The sequence below is a fragment of the Aeromonas sp. s13 genome (assembly GCF_040907905.1).
Taxonomy (GTDB): Bacteria; Pseudomonadota; Gammaproteobacteria; order Enterobacterales; family Aeromonadaceae; genus Aeromonas; species Aeromonas veronii.
Map to the genome: position 1 here is coordinate 26,270 of NZ_JBFOCS010000066.1, position 17,038 is coordinate 43,307.

Annotated in this window: 17 protein-coding genes; 4 read left to right on the top strand and 13 right to left on the bottom strand. The window is 60.0% G+C overall.

Going from position 1 to position 17,038, the window contains the following annotated elements:
• Positions 1-26: 26 nt before the first annotated feature.
• The 8 genes from hutG to ftsY all read right to left on the bottom strand — a co-directional run bounded on the left by hutG (position 27) and on the right by ftsY (position 8,731).
• Positions 27-989: a formimidoylglutamase gene (gene hutG / locus AB5Y82_RS12635; protein WP_368174048.1), complete on the bottom strand. Its 963-nt coding sequence runs from the start codon at positions 987-989 to the stop codon at positions 27-29.
• Entirely contained in the window at positions 982-2,217 is a 1,236-nt protein-coding gene (hutI, locus tag AB5Y82_RS12640) for an imidazolonepropionase (RefSeq protein WP_368174049.1), read from the bottom strand. Before hutI ends, hutG begins: the two co-directional genes overlap by 8 nt.
• 154 nt (positions 2,218-2,371) lie before the next feature.
• Positions 2,372-3,076, bottom strand: coding sequence for a histidine utilization repressor (hutC, locus tag AB5Y82_RS12645; RefSeq protein WP_026035093.1), 705 nt, complete (start codon positions 3,074-3,076; stop codon positions 2,372-2,374).
• A gap of 11 nt (positions 3,077-3,087) precedes the next feature.
• Positions 3,088-3,747 carry a carbonate dehydratase gene (gene can / locus AB5Y82_RS12650; protein ID WP_005339998.1) on the bottom strand — a complete coding sequence of 220 codons (660 nt, stop codon included), beginning with the start codon at positions 3,745-3,747 and terminating at the stop codon, positions 3,088-3,090.
• Between the two features lie 125 nt (positions 3,748-3,872).
• Entirely contained in the window at positions 3,873-4,727 is an 855-nt protein-coding gene (gene rpoH / locus AB5Y82_RS12655) for an RNA polymerase sigma factor RpoH (protein ID WP_005339997.1), read from the bottom strand.
• A gap of 451 nt (positions 4,728-5,178) precedes the next feature.
• The gene (gene ftsX, locus AB5Y82_RS12660) at positions 5,179-6,132 is read right to left on the bottom strand and encodes a permease-like cell division protein FtsX (protein WP_005339996.1); all 954 of its coding nucleotides are present in this window, start codon (positions 6,130-6,132) and stop codon (positions 5,179-5,181) included.
• On the bottom strand, positions 6,132-6,800 hold the full coding sequence (gene ftsE, locus AB5Y82_RS12665; protein ID WP_005339995.1) for a cell division ATP-binding protein FtsE: 669 nt from the start codon (positions 6,798-6,800) through the stop codon (positions 6,132-6,134). Before ftsE ends, ftsX begins: the two co-directional genes overlap by 1 nt.
• 89 nt (positions 6,801-6,889) lie before the next feature.
• Complete coding sequence (gene ftsY, locus AB5Y82_RS12670; RefSeq protein ID WP_213387923.1) at positions 6,890-8,731, bottom strand: signal recognition particle-docking protein FtsY; 1,842 nt, start codon at positions 8,729-8,731, stop codon at positions 6,890-6,892.
• Positions 8,732-8,841: 110 nt separating this feature from the next.
• Here ftsY and rsmD point away from each other — a divergent pair, with 110 nt between their 5' ends.
• Both rsmD and AB5Y82_RS12680 read left to right on the top strand, forming a co-directional pair.
• Positions 8,842-9,471, top strand: coding sequence for a 16S rRNA (guanine(966)-N(2))-methyltransferase RsmD (gene rsmD / locus AB5Y82_RS12675; RefSeq protein ID WP_088870315.1), 630 nt, complete (start codon positions 8,842-8,844; stop codon positions 9,469-9,471).
• The gene (locus AB5Y82_RS12680; RefSeq protein ID WP_042052536.1) at positions 9,455-9,766 is read left to right on the top strand and encodes a DUF1145 domain-containing protein; all 312 of its coding nucleotides are present in this window, start codon (positions 9,455-9,457) and stop codon (positions 9,764-9,766) included. The genes rsmD and AB5Y82_RS12680 overlap by 17 nt, the downstream gene beginning before the upstream one ends.
• A gap of 855 nt (positions 9,767-10,621) precedes the next feature.
• On the opposite strand, the gene AB5Y82_RS12685 is transcribed toward AB5Y82_RS12680, so the two are convergent.
• The 5 genes from AB5Y82_RS12685 to AB5Y82_RS12705 all read right to left on the bottom strand — a co-directional run bounded on the left by AB5Y82_RS12685 (position 10,622) and on the right by AB5Y82_RS12705 (position 15,743).
• Positions 10,622-11,608 carry a YafY family protein gene (locus AB5Y82_RS12685; protein WP_005339987.1) on the bottom strand — a complete coding sequence of 329 codons (987 nt, stop codon included), beginning with the start codon at positions 11,606-11,608 and terminating at the stop codon, positions 10,622-10,624.
• A gap of 287 nt (positions 11,609-11,895) precedes the next feature.
• Positions 11,896-12,282 carry a SirB2 family protein gene (locus tag AB5Y82_RS12690; RefSeq protein WP_111900333.1) on the bottom strand — a complete coding sequence of 129 codons (387 nt, stop codon included), beginning with the start codon at positions 12,280-12,282 and terminating at the stop codon, positions 11,896-11,898.
• Positions 12,279-14,135 (bottom strand): monovalent cation:proton antiporter-2 (CPA2) family protein, encoded by a 1,857-nt coding sequence (locus AB5Y82_RS12695; protein ID WP_005357666.1) that lies wholly within the window; start codon positions 14,133-14,135, stop codon positions 12,279-12,281. The genes AB5Y82_RS12690 and AB5Y82_RS12695 overlap by 4 nt, the downstream gene beginning before the upstream one ends.
• Positions 14,136-14,202: 67 nt before the next feature.
• A complete protein-coding gene (locus tag AB5Y82_RS12700; RefSeq protein WP_005339958.1) occupies positions 14,203-14,799 on the bottom strand; it encodes an NAD(P)H-dependent oxidoreductase in 597 nt (198 codons plus the stop codon).
• 101 nt (positions 14,800-14,900) lie between these two features.
• A complete protein-coding gene (locus AB5Y82_RS12705) occupies positions 14,901-15,743 on the bottom strand; it encodes a LysR family transcriptional regulator (protein ID WP_005339957.1) in 843 nt (280 codons plus the stop codon).
• 142 nt (positions 15,744-15,885) lie between these two features.
• On the opposite strand from AB5Y82_RS12705, the gene AB5Y82_RS12710 reads away from it, so the two are divergent.
• Both AB5Y82_RS12710 and AB5Y82_RS12715 read left to right on the top strand, forming a co-directional pair.
• Positions 15,886-16,608, top strand: a complete 723-nt coding sequence (locus tag AB5Y82_RS12710; RefSeq protein ID WP_005348556.1) for an SDR family oxidoreductase — start codon at positions 15,886-15,888, stop codon at positions 16,606-16,608.
• Between the two features lie 88 nt (positions 16,609-16,696).
• Positions 16,697-17,020 carry a hypothetical protein gene (locus AB5Y82_RS12715; RefSeq protein ID WP_005339955.1) on the top strand — a complete coding sequence of 108 codons (324 nt, stop codon included), beginning with the start codon at positions 16,697-16,699 and terminating at the stop codon, positions 17,018-17,020.
• The last annotated feature ends 18 nt before the right edge of the window (positions 17,021-17,038 follow it).

The window sequence follows — 17,038 nt, forward strand, 5'->3', positions numbered from 1 at the left end:
CCTTCGGCGACGAGCGGCCAAAGGGGTTAACGGGTCAACAGATGAACCAGTCGCGCGGCCACGCGGGCACTGCGGTTGTCCTGATCCAGCGTCGGGTTGTACTCGGCCAGATCGGCAAGCCTGAGCTTGCCGCTGGCCCGGATATGGGCGATCAGCGGTTCGATCACCGTCAGCTCCACGCCGCGGGCGGCGGGGGCACTCACTCCCGGCATCAGGTTGCCGGGCAGCACGTCGAGATCGATGGTCAGATAGAGGTGATCACAATCGGCGATAAAGGCGTCCAGCCCACCTAGCAAGGCTGGCAACCCGGTCTGGGTCATCGCCTCGTCCAGCACATGCCACACTCCCAGCGCCTTGGCGCGGGCAAACAGGGCTTGGGTATTGGCGATCTCGGCCACCCCGAGGCAGGCGTAGTGAAACGGTGTGCCCTGAGCGGCGCACTGCTCGGCAATCTGGAAGAAGGGGGTGCCGGAGCTTGCCTGCTCCAGTTTCATCCGCAGGTCAAAGTGGGCGTCGAAATTGATGATCCCGACCCGCCCCTCACCACCAAGATGACGGTTCAGGCCGCTCCAGCTGCCGAAAGCCACCTCGTGACCGCCCCCCAGCACCAGCGGGAAGTGGCCCAGTTCGAGCGCAGCAGCGACCCGCTCGGCCAGACGGCCGTGGGCGGCATCGAGATCCCCATCGGAACAGCTCACATCCCCGCCATCGTAGACGGGTCGATTCAGGTGCCAGGCAGTGTTGGCCAACAGCTTGCGCACCGCCAGCGGCGCACTGGCGGCGCCGACACGCCCCTTATTGCGGCGCACCCCTTCATCGCAGGCAAAACCGAGCAGCACTACACCTGCTGCCTCTTGTGCCCCGGCGGTCCAGGGCTGCACCTCTTGCCAAGGCAGAACTTTGTCGTGCCAGCGCAGTGCCAGTTCGCCATCTTCCGGATCCTGTCGTCCCTGCCAGAGCGACATGTCGACCGGGTTGAATTTATCCATGGAGGGTCTCCTCGCCGTTGAAGATGCGGCCTGCCAGCTGATCGACTCCGACCATGTAGCTCAACTCGGCCGGATGGGCGCAGTGCCAGATCAGGAAATCAGCCGCCATCCCCACCCTGAGCTGGCCAAGGAGCTCCTGCTCGCCAAGCGCTTTGGCGGCGTGGCGGGTCACCCCGACCATCGCCTCCACCGGAGTCAGGCCAAACAGGGTACAGGCCATGTTCATCGCCATCCGCAGCGAGACGATAGGGGCCGTGCCCGGGTTGATGTCGGAGGAGACCGCCATCGCCACCCCCGCCTTGCGCAGCGCGGCGACCGGCGGCAGTTTGGTCTCTTTGAGAAAATAGAAGGCGGTGGGCAGCAGGGTGGCAACTACGCCGCGCTGGGCCAGCGCCAGGATCCCCTGCGGATCCAGATACTCCAGATGATCCACCGAAAGGGCGCCGAAGTTGGCGGCGAGGGTGCTGCCACCAAGGTTGGAGAGCTGATCCATATGCCCTTTCACCGGCAGGCCGTATTGATCCGCCGCCAGATAGACCTGCTCGGTCTGGGCCAGCGAGAAGCCGATATGCTCGCAGAAGACATCCACCGCATCGGCCAGGCCCGCCTCGGCGGCGGCCGGGATAATCTCCTGACAGATGGTCTCGACCCAGCTGTCGGGATCGTCGCGATACTCCGGCGGCACCGCATGGGCCGCCAGCAGAGTGGTCTTGACCCGGATCGGCAACGCCTCTCCCAGTCGGCGGGCCACCCGTAGCATCTTGAGTTCATCATCCAACGTCAGGCCATAGCCGGACTTGATCTCCACCGTAGTGACCCCTTCGCGGATCAGGGATGTCACCCTCGGCAGCGCCAGCTCAAAGAGCTGCTCTTCACTGGCGGCGCGGGTAGCACGCACCGTGCTGATGATGCCGCCGCCCCGACGGGCGATCTCGGCATAGGGCACCCCCTGCTGGCGCAGCTCGAACTCCTCGGCACGACTGCCGGCAAAGACCAGATGGGTGTGGCAATCGATAAGACCGGGAGTAACCAGCTTGCCCTGCATATCCTGCCAATGGGCGGGATGCGGCCCCTTCAACTCGGCCATCGGCACCAGCGCATGGATCTTGCCATCCTTCACGCCGATGGCATGGCGCGGCAGCAGACCGTAATCGGCCAGTCCGGCATTCAGGGTGGCGGGCGTCACGTTGAGCCAGACCCGCTCGCAGTTCAACAGTTCCTTGTTCATAGCGACCTCAAATGTATATACATATTCTTATAGTCGATCTCTATGACGAAAGAAAGAGCGAAGTTCACATCCTGATAACAGCATCAAACTTAGAGTTTAAGCACAAAAAAGCCCACCAGGAGGTGGGCTTTGCAAAATCGAGTTGTATATACATTCACTCCAGCTGAGTCTTGGAGCTGAGCTTGTAGCGGGAACCGGGGGAGAGCAAACGGGCGTAGGAGACCAGATGCCCCTCCGACCAGGTACGCCGATGCAACAACAGGCAGGGGGAATCTACGCGGATCTGCAACAATCCCGCCTCACCGGCGCTCGGCAGCACGGCTTCCACCACATGCTCCATCTCGGAGAGGGGGCAGACATCCATCAGATAGCGGTTGGGGGTCTGTTGGGTAAAATCCTGCTCGCCATAGCCCGGCAAGCGCCCGGCATCGACGAAGCGTTCCTCCAATTGCAACGGCTCGCCATCGGCCTGATGGACGATCAGGCTGTGAAAGATGGGGGCGCCAACCCGTAGCCCCAGTTGTACCGCCACCTTCTCGTCGGCAGCCAGTCGCTGCAGCCGGATCACCCGGGCGCTGTACTCGCTGCCACGCTCGGCGATCTCGTCGGCAATATTGCGAATAGCCAGCAGCGGTGACTCGGTGCGCCTGTCCGCCACGAAGCTACCGGAACCGGCGGTACGCACCAGCCACCCCTCAGCCACCAGTTCCCGCAACGCCCGGTTGACCGTCATCCGGCTCACGGTGAACTGCTCGCACAGGGCCGCTTCGGTCGGGATCCTGTCCCCCGCCTGATAGTGGCGTTCGCGGATCCCGTCCAGAATGTGCTGCTTGATCTGCAGATAGAGGGCTGGCGCCACCATGAAGCTCCCTAGCGCCGACGGTGGGGCGGACGCATGTCCGGCCAGGCGCGATAGACATCGGGGATCTGATCCGGGCCGCTGATGCAGAGATCGAGATCGTGCAGCAAGCCATCCTTGATCCCGTAGATCCAGCCGTGAACGGCCAGCTCCTGCCCCTTGCGCCAGGCGTTCTGAATGATGGTGGTGTGGCAGACGTTGGCCACCTGCTCGGCCACGTTCAGCTCGCACAGGTAGTCGAAGCGCTCGTGCTCATCCTCGATGGCCTCGAGCTCTTCACCATATTTGAAGTAGACATCCTTGATGTTGCGCAGCCAGTTGTCGATGAGCCCCAGCTCCTGGTTCTGCATCGCAGCCTTGACGCCGCCGCAGCCATAGTGACCGCAGACGATGATGTGCTTCACCTTGAGCACTTCCACCGCGTATTGCAGCACGGAGAGGCAGTTGAAATCGGTATGCACCACCAGATTGGCGACGTTGCGGTGGACGAAGACATCCCCCGGCAGCAAGCCCATCAGCTGGTTGGCGGGGACCCGGCTGTCGGAACAACCGATCCAGAGGTATTCGGGGGCCTGCTGGGCAGAAAGAGTGGCAAAGAAAGCGGGATCTTCGGCTTTGATCCGTTCGGCCCACTCACGGTTGTTGGTAAACAGGTCGTTCAACAGTTTCACTTCTGCTCTCCCTAATGTGGCAGTGGCGGCAACATAACACACTCAAGGGTAACCAAAGCAAGGCCGACCAGATCCTTGCGAAACAAAAACAGGGCCATCAGGCCCTGTTTTTATGAGAGGAAGCATCAGGCTTCCATGGCATCTTTCAGCTTCTTGAGTGCGTTTTTCTCAAGCTGACGCACACGCTCGGCAGAGACGCCGTAGGTATCGGCCAGCTCCTGCAGAGTGGTCTTGCTGTCATCATCGAGCCAGCGGGCGCGGATGATGTGTTGGCTGCGCTCATCCAAGGTGGCGAGGGCCGAGCTCAGGCGACGGGTCGCGTGATCGTCCCAGTTGTCATTCTCGATGGTCGCGGCCAGATCGGAGGATTTGTCCTCCAGATAGTGAACCGGAGCGAAACCGCCCTCTTCTTCATCATCACCCACCAGATCGAACGCCTGATCGTAGTTGGCCATCCGCGCTTCCATCTCGGTCACGTCAGCGGCAGAGACGCCGAGATCGGCCGCCACGGCCTGAACCTCTTCGTGGTTCAGCCAGCCCAGACGCTTTTTGGATTTGCGCAGGTTGAAGAAGAGCTTGCGCTGGGCCTTGGTGGTCGCCACCTTGACCATGCGCCAGTTGCGCAGGACATATTCGTGGATTTCGGCCTTGATCCAGTGCACGGCAAAGGAGACCAGACGCACGCCGACCGTCGGGTCGAAGCGCTTGACCGCCTTCATCAGGCCGATGTTGCCTTCCTGAACCAGATCGGCCTGAGGCAGGCCGTAACCGGCATAACTCTTGGCGACATGAACGACAAAGCGCAGATGCGACATAACCAGCTGACGGGCAGCCTCGAGATCGCCATCCTGCTGCAAACGCTCAGCCAGTTCACGCTCTTCCTCTGCGCTCAGCACAGGAATAGAGTTTACTGCCTGGATATAGCCTTCCAGACTACCTTGCGGAATCAGAGCCATAGTGCGCTGCAATGAAGTTCCCATCTGTTACCTCTTACTTTTCAATCGAATCAGTCTAACACCCTGAGAGGGTCTGTCTACTGACCGGATGCCATTCTGCGGCGTGTATCAAAGAACATGCCCAGTTTTAGACCGGCTTATCTTAAGCCTGCAGGATGAATCATGAATGAACAGTCAAAAAAAGGGGGTCACAATGAAGGACCCCCGAAAAGTAGCATGCTAAGTCCATTGTTGCGGAGCTCGCAACCTTCACATGCTTGCCAAGTCTGACGAGCAAGGCAGAGGGGCCACACCCGTATAAATGCTTCAGCTTTAATAGACTGCTTATAAATCAGAAGGTTCACTGGATCTCGCGAAGATCCGGAAGATCATTGTTATTCAGAATACTCTGACTATGGGGGCCAAGCCAGAAACGGCCCCTCTTTTACTTGATCCGCCTCTCAAAATCCAGCGATTTACTTTGATGACAAAGTAATCAGGATGGTTCGATGTCGCGAATGTGGCGATGGACCGAGAACCAGGAGGCAATCAGCCCCAGCAGAGCGCCCAGCAAGATCAGATTGATCCCGTCTACCGCCCCCATGCCAACCAGCCGGAAGTTACTGTTATACAAGCCCGCTAGCTCCTTCACCACCCCTTCGCTCCAGATCACCATCACTTCGGTCAGCCACCAGGCCAGCATGCCGCCGATGACCCCGAACCAGATACCGGTATAGAGGAAAGGACGATGAATAAAGGAATCGGTCGCCCCCACCAGCTTGAGCACTTCAATCTCGGAACGCTGGTTGAGGATGTTGAGACGCAGGGTATTGCCGACGATCAGCAATACGGCGGAGAGCAACAGCACCGCGATACCGGTAATGGTGTGGCGCAGCAGGTTCATGATCCCCTGCAGCCGGGTCAGCCACTGCAGATCCAGTTTGCCCTGTTCGACCCCCACCTCGTTGTTGAGCTTGCTGAGCAGCTCGGCGGCCCCTTCAGGGTTCTGCCAGCGTGGATCCGGAATGACGCTCAGCACAGGCGGTAGCGGGTTGCTGTCCAGATAATCGAGGGCATCGCCAAAGCCTGAGATCTCGCGAAACTCCCGCAACGCATCGTCACGGCTCAGGTAGGTGACCGAATCCACCTCGGGATAGAGCAGGATCCGGTGCTGCAGATCGAGAATGCTCTGCTCCGGCAGATCCTTGCGCAGGTAAAGAGAGATCTGGGAACTGCTCTGCCAGCTCCCCTCCACCACCTCGGCGTTTTTCAGCAGCACGTGGAAGCAGGATGGCAGCGCCAGACTGACGCCAAGCACCGCCAGCGTCATCAGGGAGGCGAGCGGATTGCGCCACAACTCTCCGAGACTGGCAAACGCCTGCCGCACATGGTCAACCCCGTACATCATCAGACGGCGCAGCGGCGGTTGTTTATGACGAACGATAGCCATCAGAGCTCCTCCCCGGCCGAATACATGCGACCCGCCTTGAGGGTCAGGGTGCGATAGCGCATGCGAGCGATCAGCCCCAGATCGTGGGTGGCAATCAGTACCGAGACCCCAAAATTGTTGAACTCCTGAAATAGCCGCATGATATCCATGGATAGCTGGGGGTCCAGGTTGCCGGTCGGTTCATCCGCCAGCAGCAGCGGCGGCTTGTTGACGATGGCACGGGCGATGCCGACCCGCTGCTGCTCACCACCGGAGAGCATGCGCGGCTGGTAACGCTCCTTGCCGAGCAGCCCCACCTTGTCCAGCGCCGCCGCCACCCGCTTGTTGATGTCCGCATGGCTGTAACCATCGATCACCAGCGGCAGCGCCACGTTGTCGAACACGGTTCTGTCCATCAGCAGGCGATGATCCTGAAAGATCATCCCGATCTGGCGGCGAACATAGGGGATCTGGCTGCGCTGGATATGGCTGACATCATCGCCATGAAAGAAGACGCGACCATCGGTCGGACGCTCCATCACGCTGATCAGTTTGAGGAGGGTACTCTTGCCCGCCCCCGAGTGCCCGGTTAGAAAGGCCATCTCTCCCTTGCGCAGGTGAAAGCTGACCTTCTGCAACGCCTGATGGCCACCGCTGTATACCTTGCTGACCTTGTCAAAACGAATCATAACGGTTCCCTGAAATTGACAAACCCCGACCGGAGTCGGGGTATGGAACACTTACTCATCACGGCTGAGCTGACTCATCGCGGCCGGACTTATTCATCGCGGCTGAAGAGCGCCTCGATGAAGTCGTTGGCCACGAAGGGACGCAGATCGTCGATCCCCTCGCCCACCCCGATATAGCGGATCGGGATCTGGAACTTGTCGGCCACCGCAAAGATGACGCCGCCCTTGGCAGTGCCATCCAGCTTGGTGAGGGTGATACCGGTCAGGCCCACTGCCTCGCTGAACAGCTTGGCCTGGCTCAGGGCGTTCTGGCCGGTGCCGGCATCCAGCGTCAGCATGATCTCGTGGGGCGCCTCTTCATCCAGCTTCTTCATCACCCGCACCACCTTCTTGAGCTCCTCCATCAGGTTGCTCTTGTTCTGCAGGCGACCGGCGGTGTCGGCGATCAGCACGTCAGCCCCGCGGGAGCGGGCGGCCTCGATAGCGTCATAAATGACGGAAGCGGAGTCGGCGCCGGTGTGCTGGGCAATCACCGGAATGTTGTTGCGCTGACCCCAAACCTGCAGCTGTTCGACCGCTGCGGCACGGAAGGTGTCACCCGCCGCCAGCATCACGCTCTTGCCCTCGGCTTGGAACTGCTTGGCCAGCTTGCCGATGGTAGTGGTCTTGCCGACGCCGTTTACACCGACCATCAGGATCACATAAGGCTTCTTGCTGGTGTCGATCACCAGCGGCTGCTCCACCTTGGCCAGCATCTCGCCCATGTCCTGCTTGAGCAGACCGTAGAGCGCTTCGGCATCCTTGAGCTGCTTGCGATCCGCGTGCTGTACCAGCCCTTCGATGATGCGAGTGGTGGTATCCACACCGAGATCGGCGGTCAGCAGCTGGGTTTCCAGCTCTTCAAACAGCTCATCGTCGATCTTCTTGCCACGAAACAGGCCGAAGAAACCGGAACCGATATTCTCCTTGGTGCGCACCAGACTGCGCTTGAGGCGAGCAAAGAAGCCCTCCCGCTGCGGTTTGTCCTGGGTGTCGTCGTCCACCTTGGCGGCCAGCGGCAGGGCAGCCAGTGCGGCGGCCTCAGCCTCCATCGCGGCGACCAGACGCATATCTTCCGCTCGCTGGGCCTCTTTGGCGATACGGGCTTCTTCCGCAGCCTGAGCTTCAGCGGCAATACGAGCTTCTTCCGCAGCGCGAGCCTCGGCAGCAATACGGGCCTCTTCCGCGGCGCGGACTTCGGCAGCGATACGTGCCTCTTCCGCAGCGCGGGCTTCGGCGGCAATGCGAGCCTCTTCCGCGGCACGGGCTTCGGCTGCAATACGAGCCTCTTCCGCGGCGCGGGCTTCGGCAGCGATACGTGCCTCTTCCGCAGCGCGAGCTTCGGCGGCAATGCGAGCCTCTTCCGCGGCGCGAGCCTCGGCAGCAATACGAGCCTCCTCTGCAGCGCGAGCCTCGGCGGCGATACGAGCATCTTCTGCAGCGCGGGCTTCGGCAGCGATACGTGCTTCTTCTGCAGCACGGGCTTCGGCAGCAATACGAGCCTCTTCGGCTGCCTTGACCTCAGCGGCTTGCGCCTCTGCGGCAGTGCGAGCGGCATCAGCGGCACGCTCCTCTTCGGCGATCAGCGTTTCGTTGACGATCACCGGCTCCAGATCGGAGGCGCACTCCTCCACCACTAGCGGGCCGTGATCGTCCAGCTCGGTCGGCAGGCAGCAATCATCTTGCAAAACGGAATTCTGTGCGCTGGCAGGCACTTCGGGGGCAACGGCCGGCGTACTATCGGAAACAGTGGTATCGGAAACGGGAGCGGGGGTAGCAGTGACCTCGGGCTCAACGGTAACGGGGGTGGCTTGGGGTGTCTGTGGTTGGACAGCCTCAGCCTCTTCTTTCTTGCGGCCGAAACCCAGCCAGGAAAACAAACCTTTTGCCATCTAAAAATACTCACATCAAAGGCTGACTGCTAAGATAGCCGTCCCTTGGCGGGTCGGCATAAAAATGAACCGCCTTATACTACCACTTTATTTTCTGACGATGAAACGCGATGCCCAGAGTGAAATCCAGCCGTAGCAACCCGAGCAAGAGTCCCGCCCCGCAAGGAAAATCGGGCTTTGTAAGAATCATCAGCGGCCAGTGGCGAGGCCGCAAATTGCCGGTCAAGGATGTGGAGGGGCTCAGACCCACCACGGATCGCGTCAAGGAGACCATCTTCAACTGGCTGGCCCCCCACATTCGTGGCACCCGCTGCCTGGATCTGTTTGCCGGTAGCGGCGGACTCGGGCTGGAGGCGCTGTCGCGCTATGCCGAGCAGGTGACCCTGATCGAGATGGACAAAGGGGCCGCCGACCAGATCAAGAAGAACCTGACCGCCCTCGGCAGCAGTCAGGGTCAGGTGATCCAGTCAGATGCAGTGAGCTGGCTACAAGGCCCGGCCACGCCGTTTGATCTGGTGTTCCTCGATCCGCCGTTTCGCCGCGAGCTGCTGCCGCAGGTGTGCGAACTGCTGGAGCAGCGCGGCTGGCTGGCACCGGATGCCCTGATCTATCTGGAGCGGGAGAAGGAGATGGCCGATCTGGCGCTGCCCGCCAACTGGCAGTTACTCAAGGACAAACAAGCAGGTCAGGTCTGCTACCAACTCTATCTAAGGGAGGTAAACAATGAAGCGAGTCTTTAATCTGTTGGCGATGGGGCTGATATTGTTCTTCTGGTTTGGCGTGCTGATGAGCCTGATTGCCCCGCTACCCGGCAAACTCAACGGCTTTCTGCCGGTCTGCGGCGTAATTGTCGCGCTGCTGCACTGGCTGCAGGCCAGCATGATCAAGGCGGCTTGCAAACGCTACTTCGCTGTCACCAAGGCCGAATTTGTCACTGTGCTGATCTTTGGTGTGTTTGGCATGGTCGACATTCGTCAGCGCCTGCAAGAGATCGTCAACGCCGCCCAGCGCGGCAATCTCTCGGACAAACCATAAAAGAAAAGGGGACGGCGGTAGCCGTCCCCTAGAGTCGTGTCGTCCTGTCCGTAGAACTGCAATGCTCCCTGCAATCCCTGACGTTATCCTAATCCTTTGGAATATCCCCTTTCCAATCCGTTGGCGTGTCCTGCGGCGTTCCTAGCCTGGCAATTCATCCTGAACTGCTTCCCTGTCTCCATCCTGGAGGTGTCCATTACCACGTCCTGTGGGGTTCCTTGCGTCTTCCTGACAGATAACCATCCGGGTTATCTCACTTCATCCTGAAGTATTCCTCTCGCATCCGGCGAGGTCCTGTTCATCCTGAAGAACGAGGTTCCGTTCGTTCTGCTCCCATCCCGAGAGTGTCCTGCCGCATCCCGCGGTGTTCCTTTATTCATCCGTGACGATAATCATCCTGATTATCGAGCTCATCCTGAGGTATCCCTTGTCCACATCCTGCGGACTATTCCATCTTTATGCGCTGCCCTGCATCCTGCCGGACCAGCTCCGTCCTTGTGAGACCCATACTAAGGAAATGCGCACCCCGAACAAGGGCCATCCGATGATAAAGATCCGATGCGGCTCCCATCTCAAAAAACGAACTCAAAAACTAACCCTTTAATATCAGTTAGTTATTTAGTTTCACGGGAAAGCTCGATCATTCTGGCATGGCTTCGCGTACGGCTCAAAGCGCCAGCCTCTTACAGTCGCTATGGCAGATCTCTTACACGGGTTTCGCCCCCAAAAACGGGGCAGGAAAACGGTTCAATCCTGACGTTAAGACTTAAAAATTAGTTGAATAAATATGCTTAAAAAAACCGCAAAAAAAAGAGCCGAGGCCAGGCTCGACTCTTCAACATTCCAATTTTTTAATCAGCTCAAGCGGTTGGCCGGATTGAGATAGGCCTTGCGCAGCGATTCCGGTGCCAGCACCTCCAGTTCACCGCCGATGTTGTTCAACCAGCTGCGAAACTCCGGGGTGTCCTGCACCTCTGTCTCCACCACCACGCTACGCTTGTCATAGCGGGTCATGCGCGGATTGTTGCCGGGGATCTGGTTATCCACCAGCGACTGGCTGTTAGCATCGATCCGGCCGACGAAGCGGATCGGGCCGCTCACATCCTGATAGCCCTGATCGCGGATCAGCTTCTGGATGTTGAAATCCTTCGGCTGGGTGGCGCTGAAGTTGGTCAGCTCCACGTTCTTGATATGGTCAAACGGGATGCCGTAGACCTTGGGATCCAGCTCGGACAGAGTGCAGAGCAGGATCGGACCGTCCGGCTGATTGAGAATGCCGAGCGGGTTGATACGGTCGTAGCAGAGCCATACGGTGCGCTCTTTGATCACGCGCTGGATCTCGGCACTGAACTTGCGACCACGCCAGAGCGCATCGCGGATCAGGGTGCTGCGGCGGATCTCCGGGTTGCCGGCAAACGGACGCGGTGACTGGTGGACACTCTCCAGCCAGCGTTCGGCCAGTTCACTCTGGCTGTCGCGGATCACCTGGCTCGCCTTGTCGACCAGCGGGTTCAATTCAGTCAGTACACTCGCCGGCAACAGTTGGCTCGCCTGATCACTCCAGGTTTTCAGGGCCACCGCCAGCGAGAGCGGCATTATATTGGCAAAGTCGTTGAGGCCGTGGCGCTCGAAGCACCAGCCATGGGGTTTGCTGCGCTCGTCCGAGGTGAGGTCGAACAGTCCCATGCCGGACATCTCCTCCAGGTCCCGTTGCACGGTACGCAGACTGACGTGGATACCTTCCTCTTCCAGTTTTACCTGGAGTTGGCTGGCGGTCAGCTTGTAAGGGCGGTGCGGGATGCAACGCGCCAAGGTCAGTTGTCGTAACAGCTTCTTGCTCATGGTGCTTGCCTTCACTGGTTTAGCGTTGACTGTATGCTAGTCGTGACTTGCGACAGTCTATGTCGCAAGTTTTGCTGCGACAACTGTCGCCATTTTCATACAAAACACACTAAACAATTGATTTATAAAGACAATGCACTCAAAAAAGGAGCCGCTAGAGGCTAAAATTAGCAAAAAATCCCTCAAATGAAAGTTCTATCTTGCGATTTATTGTTAGCATAAAACTCCGATTAATTAATTCATCACAGAATATGATTTCAGGGGAGAGCATGACTCTCCCCTTTTGCTCACATCAGCCACGACCAGGCTGACTTGGTGATGGCCGCACCGACCATGTAGCCAAATACCGCCAGCGCTGCCACACCGGCCACCAGCTTCTGACCGCGGGCCGGGCGCTTGAGCGCCATGACACCCAAACCGATATAGAGTACCAGTGCCATCAGCTTGGCCATCAGCCAGGGTTGTTGACCCGGGCTCAACTGCAAGGCCACCGCCAGCAACACACCAAACAGCAGCAGGAAGGTGTCGTTGATATGCGGCAGGATCTTCAGCCACTTCTGCTGCAACCGATCGCTGCCGGCCAGCGCCAGACTCCAGCGATAGATAAAGAGCAGCAGACTGACCAGCGCCAGCGTCATATGCAGGTGTTTGAACATGGGATAATAGGCAATCATTTTGCTTCCTTGTCGTCGTCGGGTAGCCCGCTATTCCAGTTGTGGGCATGGATACGCTCCTGCCCCTCCTCGTCGTCTTGCAACAGATCGGAGAGGATCTCCCGGTATTGCAGGCTCTTGTTGATATAAGTGTGTTCGTCGTCCAGATAGTTGACCTGCTCGCGCAACAGCCAGTTATCGTGCTGCTTGAAGGTCTGCCCCGCCCGCCAGGCCTGGTTGGCCCGAAAACCGAGCTGGGTCAGGGCTTCCACCCCCAGATCGACCGCCGAGCCCAGGGTTTCCCGGTGAACGCTCTCGACCCCGTGGCGCAGGATCTCGTGGGCATGGGGTCGATCCAGCGCTCGCGCCAGGATCTTCAGGTGCGGGAAGTGCTTCTGCACCATCTCGATCACCGCCAGCGAGGTGGCCGGATCGTTGATGGAGAGCACCAGCAGCTTCGCCTTGTGCGCCCCGGCAGCATGGAGCAGATCGATCCGGCTGGCATCGCCATAGAAGACCTGATAACCGTACTTGCGCAGGGTCTCTATCTGGCTGGCATCCTGCTCGAGGATGGTGGTGCCGATGCCGTGACCATGCAGCAGACGCCCCACGATCTGGCCGAAGCGGCCGAAGCCCGCGATGATCACCGGATGCTCCACCAGCTCAGGTTGCTCATGCTGCGGTGCGTCGCTCTGGTTACGGTAATCGAACCAGGGCTGGATCACCCGATCATTGAGGATCAGCAGCAGCGGGGTGAGCGCCATGGAGAGCGCAACCACCAGCGTAAGCAGCGAGATGGTCTCGCCGGGCAGCACCCGGTTCTGGGCGGCAAACGAGAAGAGCACGAAGGCAAACTCACCGCCCTGTGCGAGCGCCAGCGCGAAGGTCCAGCGTTGACTCGGCGAGATGCGGATGATGAAACCGAGTGCCATCAACACCAGCCATTTGAGCACCATCAGGCCAACCACCAGAGTGGGTATCAGGAAGGGGTGTTCGGCAAACAGCCCGAAGTCGATCCCCGCCCCCACCGACATGAAGAACAGGCCGAGCAGCAAGCCCTTGAACGGCTCTATGTCGGCCTCCAGCTCATGGCGATATTCGCTGTCGGCCAGCACCACACCGGCGAGGAAAGAGCCGAGAGCGGGCGAAAGCCCCACCGACTCCATCAACACGGCGATAGCGATCACCAGCAGCAGGGCGGCGGCGACGAAGATCTCCCGCATGTGGGACTGGGCGATGGCACGAAACACCGGCCGCATCAGGTAGTGGCCACCCAGCACGATGCCTGAGATGGCCGCGACTACCAGCAGGCCGTGCTGCCACCCCGCCAGCTCGGAGCCACCATTGCTGGCGACCGGCGCCATGGCCAGCAGTGGCAACAGCGCCAGGATCGGAATGACCGCAATATCCTGAAACAGCAGCACCGCAAAGGCGGAGCGACCGCTCTCGCTCTGCATCAGCTTGCGCTCCTGCAGGCTCTGCAACACGATGGCGGTCGAGGAGAGCGCCAGAATGAGGCCGATGGCCAGCCCCTGTTGCAGCGGCAGGCCGATCAGGTGCGCCACGCCGGTCAGCGCCGCCGTAGTGAGCAGCACCTGCAGGCCACCGGTGCCGAGGATCGGCCCCTTCAGCTGCCACAAGAGGGCCGGACGCAATTCAAGGCCGACCAGAAACAGCATCAGCACCACGCCAAACTCGGCGAAGTGCATCACATCCTTCTGCTCCCCCACCAGCCCCAGCAGAAAGGGGCCTATGATGATCCCCGCCAGCAGGTAGCCGAGCACCGAGCCCAGCCCCCAGCGCTTGGCCAGCGGCACCGCGATAACGGCGGCGGAGAGGTAGATAAAGGCATCAAACAGGATCCCGTGGCCCATCAGTCAGCCCTCCGTGTGAACATCTGGTCCGGCTCATAAGCTCGGCCAACAAGCAGCCCATGTTTCATCAGAGCACCTCCAGCAAGTCACGCAGATAAGGACGCCCGGCCAGTTGCTCCGGGGTCAGCTGATCATCACGCAGGGCGCAAAGCAGCTGGCGGTAATCCTGTCCACAGCGGCGCAGGGCGGCGGGATCCTTGATCTTGTGAAAGGAGTGGAGCACGAAGGGGGGCAGCCAGTTCATGCCGCACAAGGTGGCTGCCTGCTGAAATGGCAGCAAAAAATCGAGCAGCGGTCGGCTGTTGTAACCCTCGCTGCAGTAGGACTCCGGCGCCCCGCCGGTGGTGATGGCGCTCAGCCACTGCTTGCCCTTGAGGGCGTGGGCTTCAGGGCCGTAGGCGTAGCCATACTCCAATACCAGATCCATCCACTCCTTCATGATGGCCGGGCAGGAGTACCAGTAAAACGGGTGCTGGAAGACGATGATATCGTGCTCACAGAGCAGCGCCTGCTCTCGCTTCACATCGATGAACATGTCGGGATAGTGCTGGTAAAGGTCGTGAACCGTGACCCCCTCCAGCCCCTCAATCGCCTGCAACAGCTGCTTGTTGGCCCGCGAGCTCTGTAGCGCGGGATGGGAAAAAATAACCAGAATGCGTTTCATGACCACATCACCCGAACAAAGCCTTGCTGTGCAAGGCGCGGTAAACAGAAAAGGGGAGTCTGGGGAGCTGCATCGTAAAGGTGCACAGGAGAGCGACCTTATCAGGAAGCGCCATAGCCTGCCAACTCGGGGATCAGCTCCCGCAGCGCCGGATTGAGGGTCTGGTGAGCGGGATAGCAGAGCCCGATCCGGCGAAACATCCGCGGTCCGCTCACCGGCAGGGTACAGAGCCCCGCCTCATCCTCGACCAGCCCGTCCGGCAGAAAACTGATGCCAACCCCCGCCAGCACCAGCGCCATCACCAACCCCTTGCTCTCAGCCTTGGCCACCAGATTGAGGGTAAGGCGGTCACAGGCCAGCAGGCCGATAGTCTGCTGATGGGCTTCGCAGGGCGGGCACTCAATAAAATCATAATGTTGCAGCTCGGCGAGCTCGATCCTTTCGCGACTGGCAAGGGGATGGTCGACCGGCACGCAGAGCACATAATCCTCCTCCCACAGCGGCAGAAAGATCTCGTCCTCCCGGCGCAAGGCATCCAGCGTCAAGCGGCAGTCGGCGGGTGTGGTGTAATCGGAAAGGGTGAGATCCAGCTGCGGCAGCACGCGCTGTACTTGCTGCAGCAACCCGGCCACCCGGCGGCGACTCAAGTCCGGCATGATGGCGATATTGAGCCTCGCGCGCGTCGCTTTCTGGCGAAACAGCTCCGGCAGACGGCGCGCCTCCTCCACCAGCTTGACTGCGTGAGGATAGAGATAGTGGGCCGGATCTTTCGCCACCACCCCCTTCTTGCCCCGGACAAACAGGCTGTCACCGAGCGCCTCTTCCAGCTGGCGCAGCCCCGCCGAGAGGGAGGGCTGGCTGACGTGGCAGCGCTCGGCCGCCGCCGTGATGTTCTTCTCTTCATAAATGGCGATGAAGAAACGCAGCAATCTCAAGTCCAGCATAAACCAACCATAGTTTTTTCAGATGATAACCAGCGGAAAACAATATTTATCACTTATAGATGCAGTGACTATAGTGATTGGGTTCCGTGCTGGCCAGCCACCTGTTTGCTCAAACCGACTCTTGAATCAGAAGGAAAGACCCATGTCCAAATCTCTCGTCGTGATCACCGGTGCCTCCGCCGGGATCGGTGCCGCCATCGCCCGTGCCTTCTCTGCTGCCGGTCATCCGCTGCTGCTGCTGGCCCGCCGGGTCGAGCCGATGCAGGCGCTGAATCTGCCCGATACCCTCTGCATCGGGGTCGATGTGACCGACACCGCCGCCATGAAAGCCGCCGTCCAGCAGGCAGAAGCCAAATTTGGCCCGGTGGGCTGCATGGTCAACAACGCCGGTGTCATGCTGCTGGGTCAGGCCGATGTGCAGGATCCCGCCGAGTGGCAGCAGATGCTCAACATCAACGTGATGGGGGTGCTGAACGGCGTCCACGCAGTGCTGGCAGGTATGAAGGAGCGCCGCAGCGGCACCATCATCAACATCAGCTCCATCGCCGGTCGCAAGACCTTCCCGAACCATGCTGCCTACTGCGCCACCAAGTTCGCCGTGCACGCCCTGACCGAGAACATCCGGGAAGAGGTGGCCGATGTCGGCGTGCGGATGGTGACCATCGCCCCGGGTGCGGTCGAGACCGAGCTGCTCAGCCACACCACTGACGAGAGCATCAAGGCCGGTTACCACGACTGGAAAGATCAGATGGGTGGCGTCATTGCGCCGGAAGTGATCGCCGATGCCGTGCTCTACGCCTGGAACCAGCCTGCCAACGTCTGCGTGCGCGAGATCGTGCTGGCGGCGACCCGTCAGCAACCTTAATACTGGCTGACTGACACCATGGGGAGGGCTTGACCCTCCCCCGGGGCACAGGGTTACCATGTGCCCCTTGTTATTTTCGAGTCATTCCATGGTTCTCACCCGTCGCCAACTCGCTCACGCCCGTCGCTGGCTCCCCTTGTGGAGTCTGGTGCTGGTGTTGATGTCGTTTGGCAGCCGGGCCGCAACCGACCTCTGTACCCTGACCACCCACTGCAGCCAGAGCGAGCGCACCCTGGAAAAAGCAATGCCCTGCGGCAGCTTTACCACCGCCCTCTCGATGACGCTGGTAGGCAGCGACAGCCTGACGGTCGCCGTACTGGAACCGGATACCCCCGACTTCGCCTCCCCCTCTCTCTTTATGCCGGACGCCCCGTGCGAGCGGCTCGAACGTCCCCCACGTACCCGGATCTGAAACGCATCCCGTATCGGG